Source organism: Methylobacterium organophilum (genome assembly GCF_022533465.1).
GTDB classification, from domain to species: domain Bacteria; phylum Pseudomonadota; class Alphaproteobacteria; order Rhizobiales; family Beijerinckiaceae; genus Methylobacterium; species Methylobacterium organophilum.
The window spans coordinates 1,565,572-1,578,454 of the sequence record NZ_CP092848.1 but is presented as its reverse complement, the minus strand read 5'-3'; the positions used below and the strand labels follow the sequence as shown (position 1 = coordinate 1,578,454).

Annotated in this window: 22 protein-coding genes; 14 read left to right on the top strand and 8 right to left on the bottom strand. The window is 67.3% G+C overall.

All coding sequences use genetic code 11. The features are described from left to right. Nucleotides 1-8 precede the first annotated feature (8 nt). The 7 genes from dnaN to MMB17_RS07305 all read right to left on the bottom strand — a co-directional run bounded on the left by dnaN (nt 9) and on the right by MMB17_RS07305 (nt 3,341). A complete protein-coding gene (dnaN, locus tag MMB17_RS07335) occupies nt 9-1,160 on the bottom strand; it encodes a DNA polymerase III subunit beta (RefSeq protein ID WP_241101607.1) in 1,152 nt (383 codons plus the stop codon). Further along, nucleotides 1,157-1,375, bottom strand: a complete 219-nt coding sequence (locus MMB17_RS07330; protein WP_241101606.1) for a hypothetical protein — start codon at nt 1,373-1,375, stop codon at nt 1,157-1,159. Before MMB17_RS07330 ends, dnaN begins: the two co-directional genes overlap by 4 nt. Further along, entirely contained in the window at nt 1,372-1,932 is a 561-nt protein-coding gene (locus MMB17_RS07325; protein ID WP_241101605.1) for a RusA family crossover junction endodeoxyribonuclease, read from the bottom strand. Before MMB17_RS07325 ends, MMB17_RS07330 begins: the two co-directional genes overlap by 4 nt. A 5-nt stretch (nt 1,933-1,937) precedes the next feature. Next, the gene (locus MMB17_RS07320) at nt 1,938-2,204 is read right to left on the bottom strand and encodes a DUF2312 domain-containing protein (RefSeq protein WP_241101604.1); all 267 of its coding nucleotides are present in this window, start codon (nt 2,202-2,204) and stop codon (nt 1,938-1,940) included. Nucleotides 2,205-2,278: 74 nt separating this feature from the next. Then, entirely contained in the window at nt 2,279-2,731 is a 453-nt protein-coding gene (locus MMB17_RS07315; protein WP_241102150.1) for a Ros/MucR family transcriptional regulator, read from the bottom strand. 77 nt (nt 2,732-2,808) lie between these two features. Then, nucleotides 2,809-3,093 carry a hypothetical protein gene (locus MMB17_RS07310; protein ID WP_241101603.1) on the bottom strand — a complete coding sequence of 95 codons (285 nt, stop codon included), beginning with the start codon at nt 3,091-3,093 and terminating at the stop codon, nt 2,809-2,811. Continuing rightward, nucleotides 3,090-3,341, bottom strand: coding sequence for a hypothetical protein (locus MMB17_RS07305; protein WP_241101602.1), 252 nt, complete (start codon nt 3,339-3,341; stop codon nt 3,090-3,092). Before MMB17_RS07305 ends, MMB17_RS07310 begins: the two co-directional genes overlap by 4 nt. Before the next feature lie 918 nt (nt 3,342-4,259). On the opposite strand from MMB17_RS07305, the gene MMB17_RS07300 reads away from it, so the two are divergent. The 4 genes from MMB17_RS07300 (at nt 4,260) to MMB17_RS07285 (ending at nt 6,485) form a co-directional block, all read left to right on the top strand. Continuing rightward, nucleotides 4,260-4,619 (top strand): hypothetical protein, encoded by a 360-nt coding sequence (locus MMB17_RS07300; RefSeq protein ID WP_241101601.1) that lies wholly within the window; start codon nt 4,260-4,262, stop codon nt 4,617-4,619. Nucleotides 4,620-5,007: 388 nt separating this feature from the next. After that, nucleotides 5,008-5,745 (top strand): LexA family protein, encoded by a 738-nt coding sequence (locus tag MMB17_RS07295; protein ID WP_241101600.1) that lies wholly within the window; start codon nt 5,008-5,010, stop codon nt 5,743-5,745. Nucleotides 5,746-5,748: 3 nt separating this feature from the next. After that, nucleotides 5,749-6,279, top strand: coding sequence for a hypothetical protein (locus tag MMB17_RS07290; RefSeq protein ID WP_241101599.1), 531 nt, complete (start codon nt 5,749-5,751; stop codon nt 6,277-6,279). Next, a complete protein-coding gene (locus MMB17_RS07285) occupies nt 6,276-6,485 on the top strand; it encodes a hypothetical protein (protein WP_241101598.1) in 210 nt (69 codons plus the stop codon). The genes MMB17_RS07290 and MMB17_RS07285 overlap by 4 nt, the downstream gene beginning before the upstream one ends. A gap of 78 nt (nt 6,486-6,563) precedes the next feature. Here the strand turns inward: MMB17_RS07285 and MMB17_RS07280 are convergent, their stop codons facing one another. Further along, nucleotides 6,564-6,821, bottom strand: coding sequence for a hypothetical protein (locus MMB17_RS07280; protein ID WP_241101597.1), 258 nt, complete (start codon nt 6,819-6,821; stop codon nt 6,564-6,566). Nucleotides 6,822-6,992: 171 nt separating this feature from the next. Here MMB17_RS07280 and MMB17_RS07275 point away from each other — a divergent pair, with 171 nt between their 5' ends. The 10 genes from MMB17_RS07275 (at nt 6,993) to MMB17_RS07235 (ending at nt 12,753) form a co-directional block, all read left to right on the top strand. Continuing rightward, the gene (locus tag MMB17_RS07275) at nt 6,993-7,478 is read left to right on the top strand and encodes a hypothetical protein (protein WP_241101596.1); all 486 of its coding nucleotides are present in this window, start codon (nt 6,993-6,995) and stop codon (nt 7,476-7,478) included. A 98-nt stretch (nt 7,479-7,576) separates the two neighbouring features. Then, nucleotides 7,577-7,924 carry a hypothetical protein gene (locus MMB17_RS07270; RefSeq protein WP_241101595.1) on the top strand — a complete coding sequence of 116 codons (348 nt, stop codon included), beginning with the start codon at nt 7,577-7,579 and terminating at the stop codon, nt 7,922-7,924. After that, nucleotides 7,924-8,106 (top strand): hypothetical protein, encoded by a 183-nt coding sequence (locus tag MMB17_RS07265; RefSeq protein ID WP_241101594.1) that lies wholly within the window; start codon nt 7,924-7,926, stop codon nt 8,104-8,106. Before MMB17_RS07270 ends, MMB17_RS07265 begins: the two co-directional genes overlap by 1 nt. Beyond that, entirely contained in the window at nt 8,106-8,516 is a 411-nt protein-coding gene (locus MMB17_RS07260; protein WP_241101593.1) for a hypothetical protein, read from the top strand. Before MMB17_RS07265 ends, MMB17_RS07260 begins: the two co-directional genes overlap by 1 nt. Nucleotides 8,517-8,563: 47 nt before the next feature. Continuing rightward, nucleotides 8,564-9,274, top strand: a complete 711-nt coding sequence (locus tag MMB17_RS07255; protein ID WP_241101592.1) for an ERF family protein — start codon at nt 8,564-8,566, stop codon at nt 9,272-9,274. Next, complete coding sequence (locus MMB17_RS07250) at nt 9,274-9,924, top strand: lambda exonuclease family protein (RefSeq protein ID WP_241101591.1); 651 nt, start codon at nt 9,274-9,276, stop codon at nt 9,922-9,924. The genes MMB17_RS07255 and MMB17_RS07250 overlap by 1 nt, the downstream gene beginning before the upstream one ends. Continuing rightward, the gene (locus tag MMB17_RS07245; protein WP_241101590.1) at nt 9,924-10,415 is read left to right on the top strand and encodes a zinc-finger-containing protein; all 492 of its coding nucleotides are present in this window, start codon (nt 9,924-9,926) and stop codon (nt 10,413-10,415) included. The genes MMB17_RS07250 and MMB17_RS07245 overlap by 1 nt, the downstream gene beginning before the upstream one ends. Continuing rightward, a complete protein-coding gene (locus tag MMB17_RS25220) occupies nt 10,415-10,537 on the top strand; it encodes a hypothetical protein (protein WP_276518060.1) in 123 nt (40 codons plus the stop codon). Before MMB17_RS07245 ends, MMB17_RS25220 begins: the two co-directional genes overlap by 1 nt. 5 nt (nt 10,538-10,542) lie before the next feature. Further along, nucleotides 10,543-11,346 (top strand): hypothetical protein, encoded by an 804-nt coding sequence (locus MMB17_RS07240; protein ID WP_241101589.1) that lies wholly within the window; start codon nt 10,543-10,545, stop codon nt 11,344-11,346. A gap of 207 nt (nt 11,347-11,553) precedes the next feature. Next, nucleotides 11,554-12,753, top strand: coding sequence for a tyrosine-type recombinase/integrase (locus MMB17_RS07235; protein WP_241101588.1), 1,200 nt, complete (start codon nt 11,554-11,556; stop codon nt 12,751-12,753). Nucleotides 12,754-12,883: the final 130 nt, after the last annotated feature.

The following is a 12,883-nucleotide window of genomic DNA, read 5'->3' as shown; positions in this document are numbered from 1 at the left end:
CGCTCTCCTCAGACGCGCATCGGCATCAGGACGGACAGGGAGCCGCCGAGGGCGGCGTCGGGCTCGATTCGAATCGGGGAGCCGGGATCCGTGATCTGCAGCCGGAGGCTCTTCGAGCCGATGCGAGCCGCAGCGCGCGCCATGCCGGCGAGGTACTCTGCGTTGATTCCGATCCGGCCGCAGGCGAGCTCACCTTCGGCGGCCAGCCGCGTCGTCACTTTGCCGAAGTCGGGATTGTCGCTGGTCAGGCGGACGCCGCCATCACAGTCCGAAAGAACGACGGCCCGACCGCGGTCGCTCGCGTTGGCCTTGGCCAAGCGCAGCGACATGGCGAGTTCGCCGACGTTCAGCGCAATGACAGCGCCTCCAGACGGCGGAACGACCCGGCGCCAGTCCGGGAAGGTGCCGTCGATCAGCTTCAGGCGCAGGCGCGCGCCGCCACCTGAGATTTCCAGCTTGCTGGGAGAGCCATTCGAATCGGCTCCGAAGGCGACGAGCGTGACCTCGGAGGCGCCAACCAGTGGCAGGGCCACCTGGACCGCTTGGCGGGGCATGATGATCGGGCTGCGGTCCTTGACCTGACCCGCGAGGTTCGAGCTGCGTGAGACGAGACGATGCCCGTCGGTCGCCGTGGCGATCGCGGCACCGTCTCGCACCTCGAGGCAGACCCCGTTGAGGTAGTAGCGCGTGTCATCCGTCGACATCACCTCGGCGGCGCCGCCGACGAGGTAGGAGAAAACGCCCTCGGCGAGTTGCAGCTTCCAGAGCTGATGCTCGACGCTGAGCGTCGGGTGATCCTGCACCGGCAGAGAGCAGGAGCTAGCCTCCGTCGCCCCCGCAGAGAGCGTCACGATGCCATTCAGGTCACCCTCGAATCGGACCGTGTCGGCCGGCAGCGAGCGCAGCAGGTCGCGGAGGCGGTAGGCCGGCAGGCAGGTTGCGCCTTCGCCTTGTGCTTCGATCTCGCTTCGCACCTCGGTGTCGAGGTTGGTGCCGGTCACCGCGAGCGTCCCGAAGCCCATCTCGAGGCGCACGCAGGAGAGAATCGGTACCGTGTGGCGGCGCTCGATGGTGGTGGCCGCACGCGTGACCGCCTGCAGAAGGTCGGCTCGCTTCGCCTCGAGCCTGAAGGGGGGCGCCTCGTTCTTGCTGCGGCTCATCGGCTTGCTCCTGCGGCACGGGAAGCCGATCGGGCGGCGTAGCGCCGGTCCTGCTCGGCCGTGATGATGCGAACGACCTCGGGCTCCGAGATCTCCGAACCCTCCTGGGTCAGGACCTCGCTGATGACGGCCGTGTCGAAGCCGCCGAACCAGAGTTCGAGGACGGCATCCGAAATGGCGAGATCGGCTGCCGCTGGCTGGGATGTTTCCGTCATGACCGCGCCTCCGCGAGGACGGTCAGGACCTGCCCCTCGGTCAGGCCGAGAGCGACGGCGATGTAGGCGACGGACTGGCCCTCGCGGGCTCGGACCAGGATCTCGGCCTGGTCCTCCGCCTCGACCGGGATCGCGACAAAGACCATGCGGATGTCGGTGGCGGCCGCTGCGCGCTGCGCGTTGACGCTGCGGACGTAGCGCGGCCCGTCGTCGGCGATGACGCCGAGCTCCCGGGCGAGGTCCAGACAGGGTTTGATGCGGTTGTCGATGTCGCCGGCGAAGGGCGGCATGTGGATCGTGACGTCGCACGGGCCCGCGATGCGGCTCGGCCGCTGCAGGCCTGCCACCAGCATCGCGTTGTTGCGCCAGCCCCGGTAGGCCGGCGTCTTGATGCGGCCCCGGCCGGCGACGTTCGCGAACAGGGAGTTCGTGCTCGGCGGGGTCGGGAAGGTGATCTCGACCGTCGAGGCGATGGGGCGCTGCGCGTATTGCGGGCGCTCCTCCGGTTTGGGGCGGCGCGCGCTTCGACGCTTTGCTGAGGGGGAAGGCGCGCGCATCGGCGTCAGACCATCCCGAGCGCTTGCATATAGAGTTCCAGGATGGCCTCGGCCTCCTGGCGCTCGGCATGGTCGCGCTTCCGGATTTTCAGGATCTCCCGGAGCACTTTCACGTCGAAGCCGTTCGCCTTGGCCTCAGCGAAGACATCCCTGATGTCGCCGGCGATCCCTGCCCTCTCTTCCTCGAGACGCTCGATGCGCTCGATGATGCTCTTCAACTGGTCGGCGGCGACCGAGGACGGATCGACGGCGGGAGCGGGGGAGGCAGCCATGGGGAATCCAGCGATGGAAAGCGGAGGCCGCCCGCCGGCGACGAATGCGCGAAAGGGCGGACGGCAGTGGGGGATCAGGCGGCGACGTCGTGCCGGGCTGGCGCCTCGGGCACGCCGCCGCGACCCAACCCGATCTGCTTGGCCAGGGCCGAGCGCTGGGCAGCGTAGTTCGGCGCGACCATCGGGTAGTCGTCGGGCAGGCCGAAGCGCTGGCGGTAGGTGTGCGGCTGGAGGCCGTGCGTGGTCAGATGGCGCTTCAGCGTCTTGTAGGGCTTGCCGTCGAGGAAGCTGACGATCGCGTCGGCCGTGATCGACTTCCGAATCTGAGCGGCGCTCGCCTTCTCGACGGTTTCGGCAACGAGCTCGGCCGGAGCCGGAGCGGCTGAGAGCCCGGCGATCGCCGCGTGCACGTTGCGGATCAGCGCAGGCAGCTCGGATGCCGAGATGGCGTTCCGGCTCACGAAGGCCGTCACGATATCGCTGGCGTAAGACAAGGCGGGATCGAACGCGGCACCGCTATCGAGCAGCGCCACGCGGTTGTTGTTTCCGGACATGGTCGTGGGTCTCCAGGTTTATGGCGGGATCCGCCCGCCGGCGGCAGCGGTCAGCCCTTCGGCTCGGCCGCGGGAACGGGAACTCGGCGCGGCACCAGCGGCTCAGCGTGAGCGAGCCTGTGGGCGAGCCGGGCATTGCGATGCTTCTCACCCGCGATCTGGGCGAAGTGCCCGAAGGCGGCGAGGTCGAAAGGCACCTCGACCGTAACGGCGCCGTCCGTGACGAGGAGGGCGCCGTCACCGACCCCGTCCACGATCGTGACGCTCTTGATGACGCCGCCGGCAGCGTTGCGGATGACGAAGCCCGCACCGGTGAGTTCGAGGTGCTCAGTCACCGTTCGCCCTCACCCACCAGCGGAGCCACCAGGGCAGCGGCGCTCCCGCCTCCCGGAGCATCCGCGCTCGGCGCCAGAGCCAGGCCCGGCTCCTCGCTCTGATCCATTGCATCGTCCTCCCTCCCGAGGGCGAAGAAGGCCGCCCGATCCTCGTCGGCCTGGGCGTCCCAGTGATTGCAGTTGGCTTGGTAGGTCGCCCGGATCCGAAGGAAGGTGTCGGCGTCGAGCCGCACGGGCTGGTTGCCCACGAATTTCCGGACCCAGGAGGAGGTTGTGCCGATCGCCCGAGCGACAGCGTCATAGGCAAGCATGCGGGAGCCGGTGCGACGCTCGGCATGCCGAATGAGCGCGCCCACAAGCGGGCCAGCGAGGTTAGCCGCGGTCTGCATTGTCCGATTTCGGGCAAAAATTGTCCGCACCTGGGCACTCCGACATGCTGAATTGCATCTCGGAGTTCGGCGGCGCCGGACGGAAACTTGGAGCGACGAACAGAACAGAGATCGAAGGCGCATCACCGCCCACATCTTGGCGGAGCAGGTGGCGATGCGCGGAAGCTATTGGAAAAGCCCGAAACGGGGCCGCTTCCCTGGCAGGGGAAGCGGCCAAGTCTTGGGAGGAAACGCTCCGAGGAACCACAGGTGCGTGGGAACCACGCAAAAGGGGACGGCCGCACCAGTCGTTGGAAGCGACGGTGACCATGGGGGCATTGGTCGAGCGGCCGATCGGCGACGGGATTGCCGCCAATAGGGGGAAAGTGAGGGAGCCGGAAATCACGTCGCTCCAGTATCGGAACGGCCGCGAGAGGCTTTCGCGAGCACGGCTAATCGGAAAGCGCAGGAACGAGGACGGTCGGTAGCCTTCAGCGCCTCGCCTGCGGCCACCAGCGCGCACCCTGTCCAGATCCGTCTCGTCAGGGCTGAGAGCCGTCCAATGCTGATGCGAATCGACATCGACCCGGCCTTCAGCCGGAAGCGCCTGGATGGTGAGTGTGGGGCGGGCCCCGTCGCGCAGGGTGAAGCGAAGAGGGCGCGTCATGCTGCGACCTCCGGCTCAGAAGCGGTACGTGACCGGGCTGCGGCTTGTGCATCAGCCAAGTCGTCCACGATGCTCGACCGAGTTGCAGCGCGTGCTCGCGCGGCAAGCCGATCAGAGAAAGGCACGCGCTGATGGAAGGCGACGACCCCAGGAACGAGCTCGACAAATTTTCCCAAGCTCTTGTCGATCAGTTGAAGATCGAAATTCAACTCGCCGTCACGCACCTGGTGACCGCAAACTACGAAATTGCGCGCGCTCAGATCGAAATGCTCCGACAACGCACGCTGCGCCGCCTGAAGACGATCGATTTCGAGCACGGAAGCTGGCTCGCTCGGATGAGCTCGGACGAACTTCCCGAGAACGATGTATTGAAGGTCATCCGGATCACAATTGCCGTCGTCGAAGAGGCATTTGACGGCGCGCTCTGTACCGTCGCCGAGAACGAGAAATCGGCTTTCGGGGAGGACGGAGAGAGCGATCTCCCCGAATGATCCGGAGAGGTGGATCCGGCCGCTCTGCGGCCACCAAGAGGAGAGCGTCATCACGCGGCGACCCCGGGCGCGGTTGGCGTAGGGCGCGGAACGTCGTCCGGCCACTCCACACCCTCGGGCCAGTGGTCCGAAAACCACTGAAGGCCGTTGTGAAGACGCTCCGACCCCATGTCCGCGCCCTCACGAAGCCGAGAGATCGCGTTGCCGGAGCCGTAGACGATGGTGGAGACACGAGACTCCGAGCGCACTACGGCGCGGGAGTACGTCTCGGAAACCAGCAGGAGTTGGTCGCGCAGTCTCATGGTCGGCACTGTGCGATAAAACTATCGCACAGTCAACGATAAAACTATCGCTGTGTGTCCACTAGCTGGTGCGATAAATCTGACGCATGACGGAGGAAGCCGACCAAGCCGTACTGGCGCGCATACAAAGTCGCTTGCTTGCGCTCGGCTTGAGCGAGCGCGGCGCTGCCGAAAGATCCGATCTAAGCGCTTCTGCGATTAGGAATATCCGCGAAGGAAAATCGCAATCCCCGAAGCTGGAGACGATTCGCAAGCTGGCTCCGACCTTGGAAACCACGCCCGAATGGTTAGCCTTCGGAATCGAAGCCGCGATCCCGCCCCCTGCGCTAATTGCTCCTCAGCTTTTGCCGATCGTCGGCGAGGTAGCTGCCGGCCGCTGGCTCGAGGCCCAAGACATCGTGGACGTCGCGCCATTCGATCCGATCCCCGTCACGCCCGATCCGCGTTGGCCGGAGGAGGCGCAGTACGGCCTTGTAATCCGAGGCACATCACTCAACCGATTTGCTGAGGACGGTGACGTGCTGGCATGCGTAGATGCGGTTGCGGCCCGCTACCGCCGCCCGCGGGACAACGATCTCGTCATCGTGGAAATGCGGCGCGACGCCGGCTTTCTGCGGCAGCTCACCGCCAAACGGTACATGCGCCAGGGAAACCACGTCGAGCTCTGGCCCGACTCCCACGACGAGCGCTGGAAAAAGCCGATCATCATCCCGCTCACTGAGAACGGGCTAGGCGCCGAGATCGACGACGAGGACGGCCGAATCGAGATCCGTGTCAAAGCCATGGTGACGTGGCTGCACCGTTCAATGCGGCGGCGGGGGTAGCGGGTGTCATCCTTCGCTGCGGCGAAGGCGAAGTGGCTTGATCGACAAGAAGAGGCCCGCCGGAGGGCGGGGACCAACGTCGAGGCCTTCGTCGGGCGCCCTCTCAATCTCGGCGCCTGGAGCGGCCGGACGCTTCAGGCCTACGAAGAGCAGTGGCTTGCCGAGCAGCGACACAATGATGCCGGCTGGGATTGGCCGGAGATCATTCGGCGCTATCGCAATGAGCCGGACGCCATGTCGATCGCAATGTGGTCTGAAGCGCGCCTCAGTGGCTTGGCACTCGCGACCACGAGCGCCGAAGCCGTCACCGTAAAATTTCTTGAAGGTGATCCGAGGCCGGATTGCCCGCTGCGTGGCCTTCGGGCATTAATCGCTGTGGAAGCAGCGATGATGTACGGTCAAGGGATCGGACGGCGTGAGGTCCGCGTTGAACCCGTGAACGATACGCTGGCAACCATGTACTGCGACATGTTGGGTTTCGCACTTGCGAAACCGCCCCGTGGCGCGGCATATTACGTGAGGGTGATCCCATGATGCACGCTCTCGCCAAATTCGCCGACCGCGCCTATCGCGTGGTCTTCGACAGTCCTCCGCTCCCCGAGCCGGAGCCCATCAACGCGCGTCCGCGTCCGATGACGGGGCTTCTCGCGACCCTTTCGGCTGAGCAGAAGGCTGCGCTTCTGAAGTACCGCGGTCCGGAGAACCACGGCTGCGAGACGATGAAGCGCGTCCCGGCCTGACCGATCTGCAACGTGATTCGGCGAGAGCCCCGCTTCGGCGGGGCTTTTTATTGCCCGGCTAGGCAAATCCCCCCCGCGTCAGAAGGGAAGTGCGTCCTTCACGTCGGGCGGCACGGAGCCGTAAACTGCCACCGTGATCAATTCACCTTCGTCGAACTCGCCGCCGCCGCGGCGAAGGAAGGCGACCGCTCCCGGCACCGCGCCCTGCTCGACCTTTCCTTCCGCGTAGCGACACGCCTCTGCAGAACTCTTGCAAGGCGTGAATCGAGCCTGGGCCAGCCGTCCCCGACCGTCACGCACGAACGTCTGAACCCCGTAGATATCGCCGCTCTTCACGAGTCGCCTCCGCTTGCTGACGGCTGCAAGGCTTTCGCTGAACTTTGAACAAATCAAGAACGAAATTCAGGTTTGTGGAAAACCAAATGCGATTTTTTTATCTCACTTGTCTTGACGCGATATTTCTATCGCACATATTGATCCTATCGCCATCCCGCGATGGAGCTGCCCGTGTCGACCATCCCCAACGAAGCCATCAAAGCCGAGCGCCAGGGTAGGCTCAAAGCACGCATCGCTGAGATGCGCTCCGAGGCTGCTGCCAAGCAGGCCACGGCCGAACAGCTCAACGCCACCGTTCCAAACGACAGCGCGTTCTGGATCCAGCCTGCGCTCGGCAACGCCGCTGGTCGCGCATTCGCCCGTCGACACGACAATGCCCGGAGCAAGCTCGTCCGGGCTGGTGAGCTGAACGCCGAAGCAACCGATCTTCTCAGCCGCGCCGACGCTATGGAACGCGCCGGCGCTCGCGTGGTCGGAGATGCCAAAACCGCCCGTAAGGCGGCGGTCGCCGCATGCTCCGTCAGTGTCGGCGAAATGGTCCACACGACGCACTACGGTGTCCGCCGAGTCGTGAAGGTGAACGCCAAGACCGTTCTCGTCGAGGGCGCCTTCGGGCCGCTCAAGGTCGAGAAACAGTTCGTTCGGAAGGCCGCCTGACATGGTCGCCTTCGTCCAGAACCTGATCCCATTTCTGCCGGTTATCGTGATCGGCGCCGTGGCGGCTGTCGGCTATCACTGCTGGGGCCGAGCCTGACATGGCCGCCGCCCTCGCCCTGGCGCCCGAGGCGCTTCCCATCACGGCGGTATCCGAGTTCCGGTTAGTGCCGGATGGCTCCCGCTGGCTGATCCAGCAGCGGATCTTCGACGGTCGCTGGTTCACGCTCCGGTCCGTCTTCGACCGCGGACATGCCGAGACCTTCTGCGATCAGGAGGCGCGGAAGTTCCTCGGCAACAACCCGGGCTGGCACGTGAAGACGCACGGTCTGACCGGCTACCGCTTCCTCGGGACCGGCACGCCGACGCGAGCGATGCCCGCGAACAACGAGCATCGCCTCGGCCCGGCCGACTGTTTGGAGCCGGGCTACGCGACGGGGCGGCGGTGATGGCACCGCACCTCGATACTGTCGAAGCGCTGGGGCGGCTCGCAGCGGGCCGCTTTGTCCCCGCCCAGAAATATGCGGCGCTCCAGCGCCTCGGCTTCATCAGGGTCCGCGGGCACGGCCCCGGCTCGAAGCCGTCGCTCACCGAGGCTGGCCGCCAGAAGCTCGCGGATGGCCGCCTCTGATGGTCTACCAGCTCGAACCCACCGGGCGCGCCAGCTTCTCCGTCCGCCTCAACGGCGTGGAGGCCGCGGCCCTCTACTTCGACGCCGCCGCGGCCGACGGCCCCGAATGGGCGCTCACCGCGAACGTGGAGTGGTTCCGGACCGAGCCGCAGCTCCCGCGCCCGTTCCGCCGGTTCACGCACACCTTCGAGACGCTGGCGGTGGCCTGCGCCTTCCTCGGCGTGGCCGAGCCGCCGCCGCTCTCGCCCTTCTCGGCCGCGGAGATCGGGACGCTTCTCATCGAGGCCCTGCATGCGGTCCGGGCGCCGCTCGACCTCACCCCCGCCCAGCGCGACGCGATCGGCCGCCTGCTGATCGAGCGCCTGCGGCCCGACCTGTCCTTCCACCCTAATCAGCAGGTTGCTGCATGAGTGCTCAACGTCAGGAAATCGTGCCGGCCGAGGAGCGGCCGGCACCCGTGGCCACGCAAAGCGAGACCGGCGCAATCCTCAGCATGATCGAGCGCGCCGCCCGCGATCCTTCGATCGACCTCGACCGCATGGAGCGCCTCTTCGAGATGCGCGAGAAGATGGTCGCGCGGGAGCGGGAGACCGCCTTCAACGCGGCCATGGCGGCGGCCCAGGCCGAGATGCCGCGCGTGCTGCGCGACGCCGCGAACAGCCACACCCAGTCGCGCTATGCTCGCCTGGAGACGATCGCGAAGAAGATCACGCCGATCATCACCCGGCACGGCTTCTCGCTGTCGTTCGACACCGGCGAGCCCGCGCGCCCGGGCGAGATCCGCATCGTCTGCTCCGTCGCCCACAAGGACGGCCACACCCGGACGCACCAGGTCGACCTTCCGTCCGACACCGCCGGTGCCCAGGGCAACCGGAACAAGACCCCGGTGCAGGGCTTCGGCTCGACCGTCAGCTACGGCCGCCGCTACCTCACCCTGATGATCTTCAACGTCGCCCTCACGAACGAGGACGACGACGGCAACGCCGGCCGCGATGCCGGTCCGACCATCACGGAGGATCAGCTCGTCGAGTTGCGCGACCTGGTCGAGGCCGTCGGCGCCGACCTCTCGAAGTTCATCCGCCATCTGGGCGTCGAGAGCCTCGCCGACCTGCCGGCGAACCGCTTCGACGCGGCCGTGCGCGACCTCAAGCGGAAGGAGCGCCGCTGATGTCGGAGATGGTCCAAGGCTCTGCCGAGTGGCTGGCCGCCCGGATCGGGCGGCTCACCGCCTCCCGCGCCGCCGACGTCGTGGCGAAGACGCTCAAGGGCACGCCCAAGGCCGAGCGCGAGCGCTACCTGATGGAGCTCGTCGCCGAGCGGCTCACCGGGCTGACCGCGCCGCATTACGTGTCGGCCGAGATGCTCTGGGGCTCCGAGCAGGAGCCCGCGGCCTGCTTCGCCTACGAGTTCTTCACCGACCTCGACACGGCGAAGGTCGGTTTCGTCCCGCACCCGACGATCGCCATGTTCGGCGCCAGCCCGGACCGGCTTGTCGGCGAGGAGGGGCTCGTCGAGTTCAAGTGCCCGACGACGCGCACCCACCTGGAGACGGTCCTGAGCGGCGTGATCCCGCCGGACCACTTCCCGCAGCTCGACGCGCAGCTTGCCTGTTGCCCGGGCCGCCAGTGGGTGGATTTCGTCTCCTACGATCCGCGTCTCCCCGACGACATGCGCCTGTTCGTCCGACGTGTGCTGCGCAGCGACCGGGCCGAGGCGATCGCCAAGCTCGAGGACGAGGCGCGGATCTTCCTGGCCGAGGTGGACGCGCGGATCGAGCGCATCGCCGACGCCTGCCGTCCGCAGCAGGAGGCCGCCTGATGCCGGCGCCGACCTGCTCGTGTGGGGCGACCGCCCGGCTCACCAGCGGCGCTGAGGTCTATCCGAACCGCCCCGACCTCGCCGACACGCCGATCTGGACCTGCCCGACCTGCGAGGACACCTATTGCGGCTGCCATCCGGGCACGGAGGAGCCGCTCGGCACGCCGGCCGATGCGGGCCTGCGTGAGGCGCGGATGCTGCTCCATCGCTGCCGCGTCGATCCGCTCTGGAAGGACGCGCACAAGCTCGAGGCCTACGGGGGCCTCGACGCGGCCGATGTGAAAGCCGTGCAGCGGGCCGCCCGGGTGCGGGTCTACCGCTTCCTCGCCGCCCGGATCGGGCTGACCGAGGAACAGTGCCACGTCGGCATGTTCACGCTTGAGCAGTGCCGGGAGGCATGGGTCGCGCTCCAGGGCGTGACGTACCCGCAGATCCGCGACTGGGCGAAGTTCGGCGACCGCCGGAAGCCGGGCAAGCGGAGCGCCGCCTGATGCGCCCGCTCGTCATCGACAGCTTCGCGGGAGGCGGCGCCTCCAAGGGCAGCCGAGCCGTCGCCGCCGCGGTGTGCCGTGCCATCGGGTTCGCGCCCTCCCTTCAAGCCGCAGCCGAGTGACCGCCATGGCCGAGAATAGCACCATCACGCGCGATACCGTCATGGCCGGCGGCCTGCGCGATGCCGGGCACCTGAACTATGGCCGCCGCGGCGGCGGCACGATCTGGCAGCACACCACGATCCCGCGCCTCTCTGCGATCGACCGGCCGACGCTGGACGATGAGGAGACCAAGCGACTCGGCGTGTCGCGGCTCCGGGAGTGGAGCGTCGACGGCGGCCGCGCCGGCAGCCTCGATGACGCCATCGCGGCGCTGAACGTGCCGCCGGTGTTCACCCCGGAGGAGGCCGAGGTGCTCGCCTTCGTGCCGATGGAGTGGACGAAGCTCGTCCCCTTCCGCGACGCCCTCGGCGCGGGGCTCGGGCGTGAGGTCACAACCACGCTCCTGATGCTCCGCCACAAGGGTGACGACCTGATCGCCCTCCGTGAGCGGGTCGCCGCTGCGAAGGAAGGGAGCCGAGATCTCGATGTCGCGATCATGCTCGGTCTCGGCCTTCTCCGGCGCGAGAACCGTCTCGCCGGTTGCCCCGGCGAAGAGCCCTTGTGGCGCTACTGGAACGACGCGACGAACGCCAGCGGCGACGAGGACGTCATGGTGCCGAAGGTCTCCACCAGCCTCGACGCGGCGGTTGCGCTGCTCGGGAAGGTGCTGCCGGGCGCGGGCTGGGACATCTTAGGCAGTGGAGCCGGCTTGGTATGGTCGCCCCACAGGGATGCCCCCTTTTGGGAGTGCGCTGCAACCCCGCCGCTCGCCCTCTGCCTCGCCCTCCTCACCGCCAAGATCGCAGAGACAGAGGCCGGCGATGCGTAGCGCGAGCCTGCCGGGCCCGGGTGAGGTCACGGACGACACGATGCTGCCGCTGAAGCTGGCGGCCGCCCTGGCTCAGGAGCATGGCGTCCTCGCCGCAGCCTCGGCGAAATCCTTGCGGCGAGAGGCCGACCGTGGTCGGCTGGAAATCTGGGAGCCCTTCGGCCGCCAGCACACGACTCTCGGCGCCATCAAGCGGATGATCAAGCGATGCCACGTCCAGCCAAGGGCGCCCGCCTCTACTACCGCCGAAAGGATGACCGGTGGGTCATCAAGGACACCGGCGCCCCCGAACTCGGAACTGGCTGCTCTTATGGAGAGCGCGACGAAGCTGAAAGGCAGCTCCAAGCGCACCTCGCCAAGAAGCACCGCCCGGAGTTCGGGCGCGGTGATCCCGCTGAGGTCAGCGTCCTCGACGTCCTGACCCACTATGCCACTGCGCGCGCGCCACAGCTCAAGCGCGGGGACATCACCTCGAGTGCCCTGCCCCACCTCGGGACGTTCTTCCAGGGGAAGAAGGTCGCGCATCTGACGCCGGATCTCTGCCGAGCCTACGCGACGTGGCGCTCGGCGCAGCCGCAGGCACGCTTCAAAGTCGGCCCGGGCTATCGCTACCAGAACGTGGACGACGTCCCGCGGGTCGGGCTGCAAACGGCTCGCCGCGAGCTGGCCGTCCTGTCCTCGGCCTGCGGCTTCGCCCACAAGGAGCACAAGCTGCTCTACCCGGTCGTGATCACTTTGCCCGACAAGGCACCGCCCCGCGATCGGTGGCTCACCCGCGACGAGGCCGCCCACATGATCTGGGCAGCGCTCGGCTTCCGGAACATTGCGAACGACCCGAGCGGGCGGCCGGTGTGGCGGCGACCGCGGGTGAGGAAACCGGACGGCACGTTGCGCGCGGAGCTGGACATGGCCCGCCACGTCGCTCGGTTCATCCTCGTCGGGCTCTACACCGGTACCCGGCACGATGCGATCCTGCGCCTGAAGTGGCTGCCGACCACCGAGGGCGGCTACGTCGATCTGCGCAGCGGCATCATCTATCGGCGCGGCCTGCGAGAGGGCGAGAGCTCGAAGAAGCGCACACCGGTGCCGATGTCCCGCCGGCTCTGGGCGCACATGCGCCGCTGGCAGCCGCAGAGCGTGTCGCACGTCATCGAGTTCGAGGGTCTGCCGCTGGTGAAGCTGCGGCGCGCCTGGAATACGGCCCGGATCGCGGCCAGGCTCGGCGAGGAGGTTACGCCTCACATCCTGCGGCACACCTTCGCCACCTGGGCCGTGATGGATGGCGTCCCATTCGGTAAGGTGGCGCAGGCGCTCGGCACGACGGAGATGATCGTGCAGGACGTCTACGGCCACCACGCGCCCGAGCACCTCCGCAGCGTGGTGGAGAGCGTGAGCCGGCGACGCTGACAGGCGAACGCCGGGCGAACATCTCCCCCGATATTCCCCCGAAACCGGGGGATTTCAGGGGATCAAGATGGGCCAATATGGACCGCTACAGAGTGGGCGGCGCTCTTAGGCCCGGCAGGACATGCCATTC

Excerpts from the sequence above, each read along its gene's own strand:
- MMB17_RS07270 (WP_241101595.1), top strand. The coding sequence starts at position 7,577 with ATGGCCGCCGCCCTCGCCCTGGCGCCCGAGGCGCTTCCCATCACGGCG.
- MMB17_RS07265 (WP_241101594.1), top strand. The coding sequence starts at position 7,924 with ATGGCACCGCACCTCGATACTGTCGAAGCGCTGGGGCGGCTCGCAGCG.
- MMB17_RS07250 (WP_241101591.1), top strand. The coding sequence starts at position 9,274 with ATGTCGGAGATGGTCCAAGGCTCTGCCGAGTGGCTGGCCGCCCGGATC.
- MMB17_RS07300 (WP_241101601.1), top strand. The coding sequence starts at position 4,260 with ATGGAAGGCGACGACCCCAGGAACGAGCTCGACAAATTTTCCCAAGCT.
- MMB17_RS07245 (WP_241101590.1), top strand. The coding sequence starts at position 9,924 with ATGCCGGCGCCGACCTGCTCGTGTGGGGCGACCGCCCGGCTCACCAGC.
- MMB17_RS07330 (WP_241101606.1), bottom strand. The coding sequence starts at position 1,375 with ATGACGGAAACATCCCAGCCAGCGGCAGCCGATCTCGCCATTTCGGAT.
- MMB17_RS07260 (WP_241101593.1), top strand. The coding sequence starts at position 8,106 with ATGGTCTACCAGCTCGAACCCACCGGGCGCGCCAGCTTCTCCGTCCGC.
- MMB17_RS25220 (WP_276518060.1), top strand. The coding sequence starts at position 10,415 with ATGCGCCCGCTCGTCATCGACAGCTTCGCGGGAGGCGGCGCCTCCAAG.
- MMB17_RS07240 (WP_241101589.1), top strand. The coding sequence starts at position 10,543 with ATGGCCGAGAATAGCACCATCACGCGCGATACCGTCATGGCCGGCGGC.
- MMB17_RS07235 (WP_241101588.1), top strand. The coding sequence starts at position 11,554 with ATGCCACGTCCAGCCAAGGGCGCCCGCCTCTACTACCGCCGAAAGGAT.
- dnaN (WP_241101607.1), bottom strand. The coding sequence starts at position 1,160 with ATGAGCCGCAGCAAGAACGAGGCGCCCCCCTTCAGGCTCGAGGCGAAG.
- MMB17_RS07295 (WP_241101600.1), top strand. The coding sequence starts at position 5,008 with ATGACGGAGGAAGCCGACCAAGCCGTACTGGCGCGCATACAAAGTCGC.
- MMB17_RS07285 (WP_241101598.1), top strand. The coding sequence starts at position 6,276 with ATGATGCACGCTCTCGCCAAATTCGCCGACCGCGCCTATCGCGTGGTC.
- MMB17_RS07325 (WP_241101605.1), bottom strand. The coding sequence starts at position 1,932 with ATGCGCGCGCCTTCCCCCTCAGCAAAGCGTCGAAGCGCGCGCCGCCCC.
- MMB17_RS07320 (WP_241101604.1), bottom strand. The coding sequence starts at position 2,204 with ATGGCTGCCTCCCCCGCTCCCGCCGTCGATCCGTCCTCGGTCGCCGCC.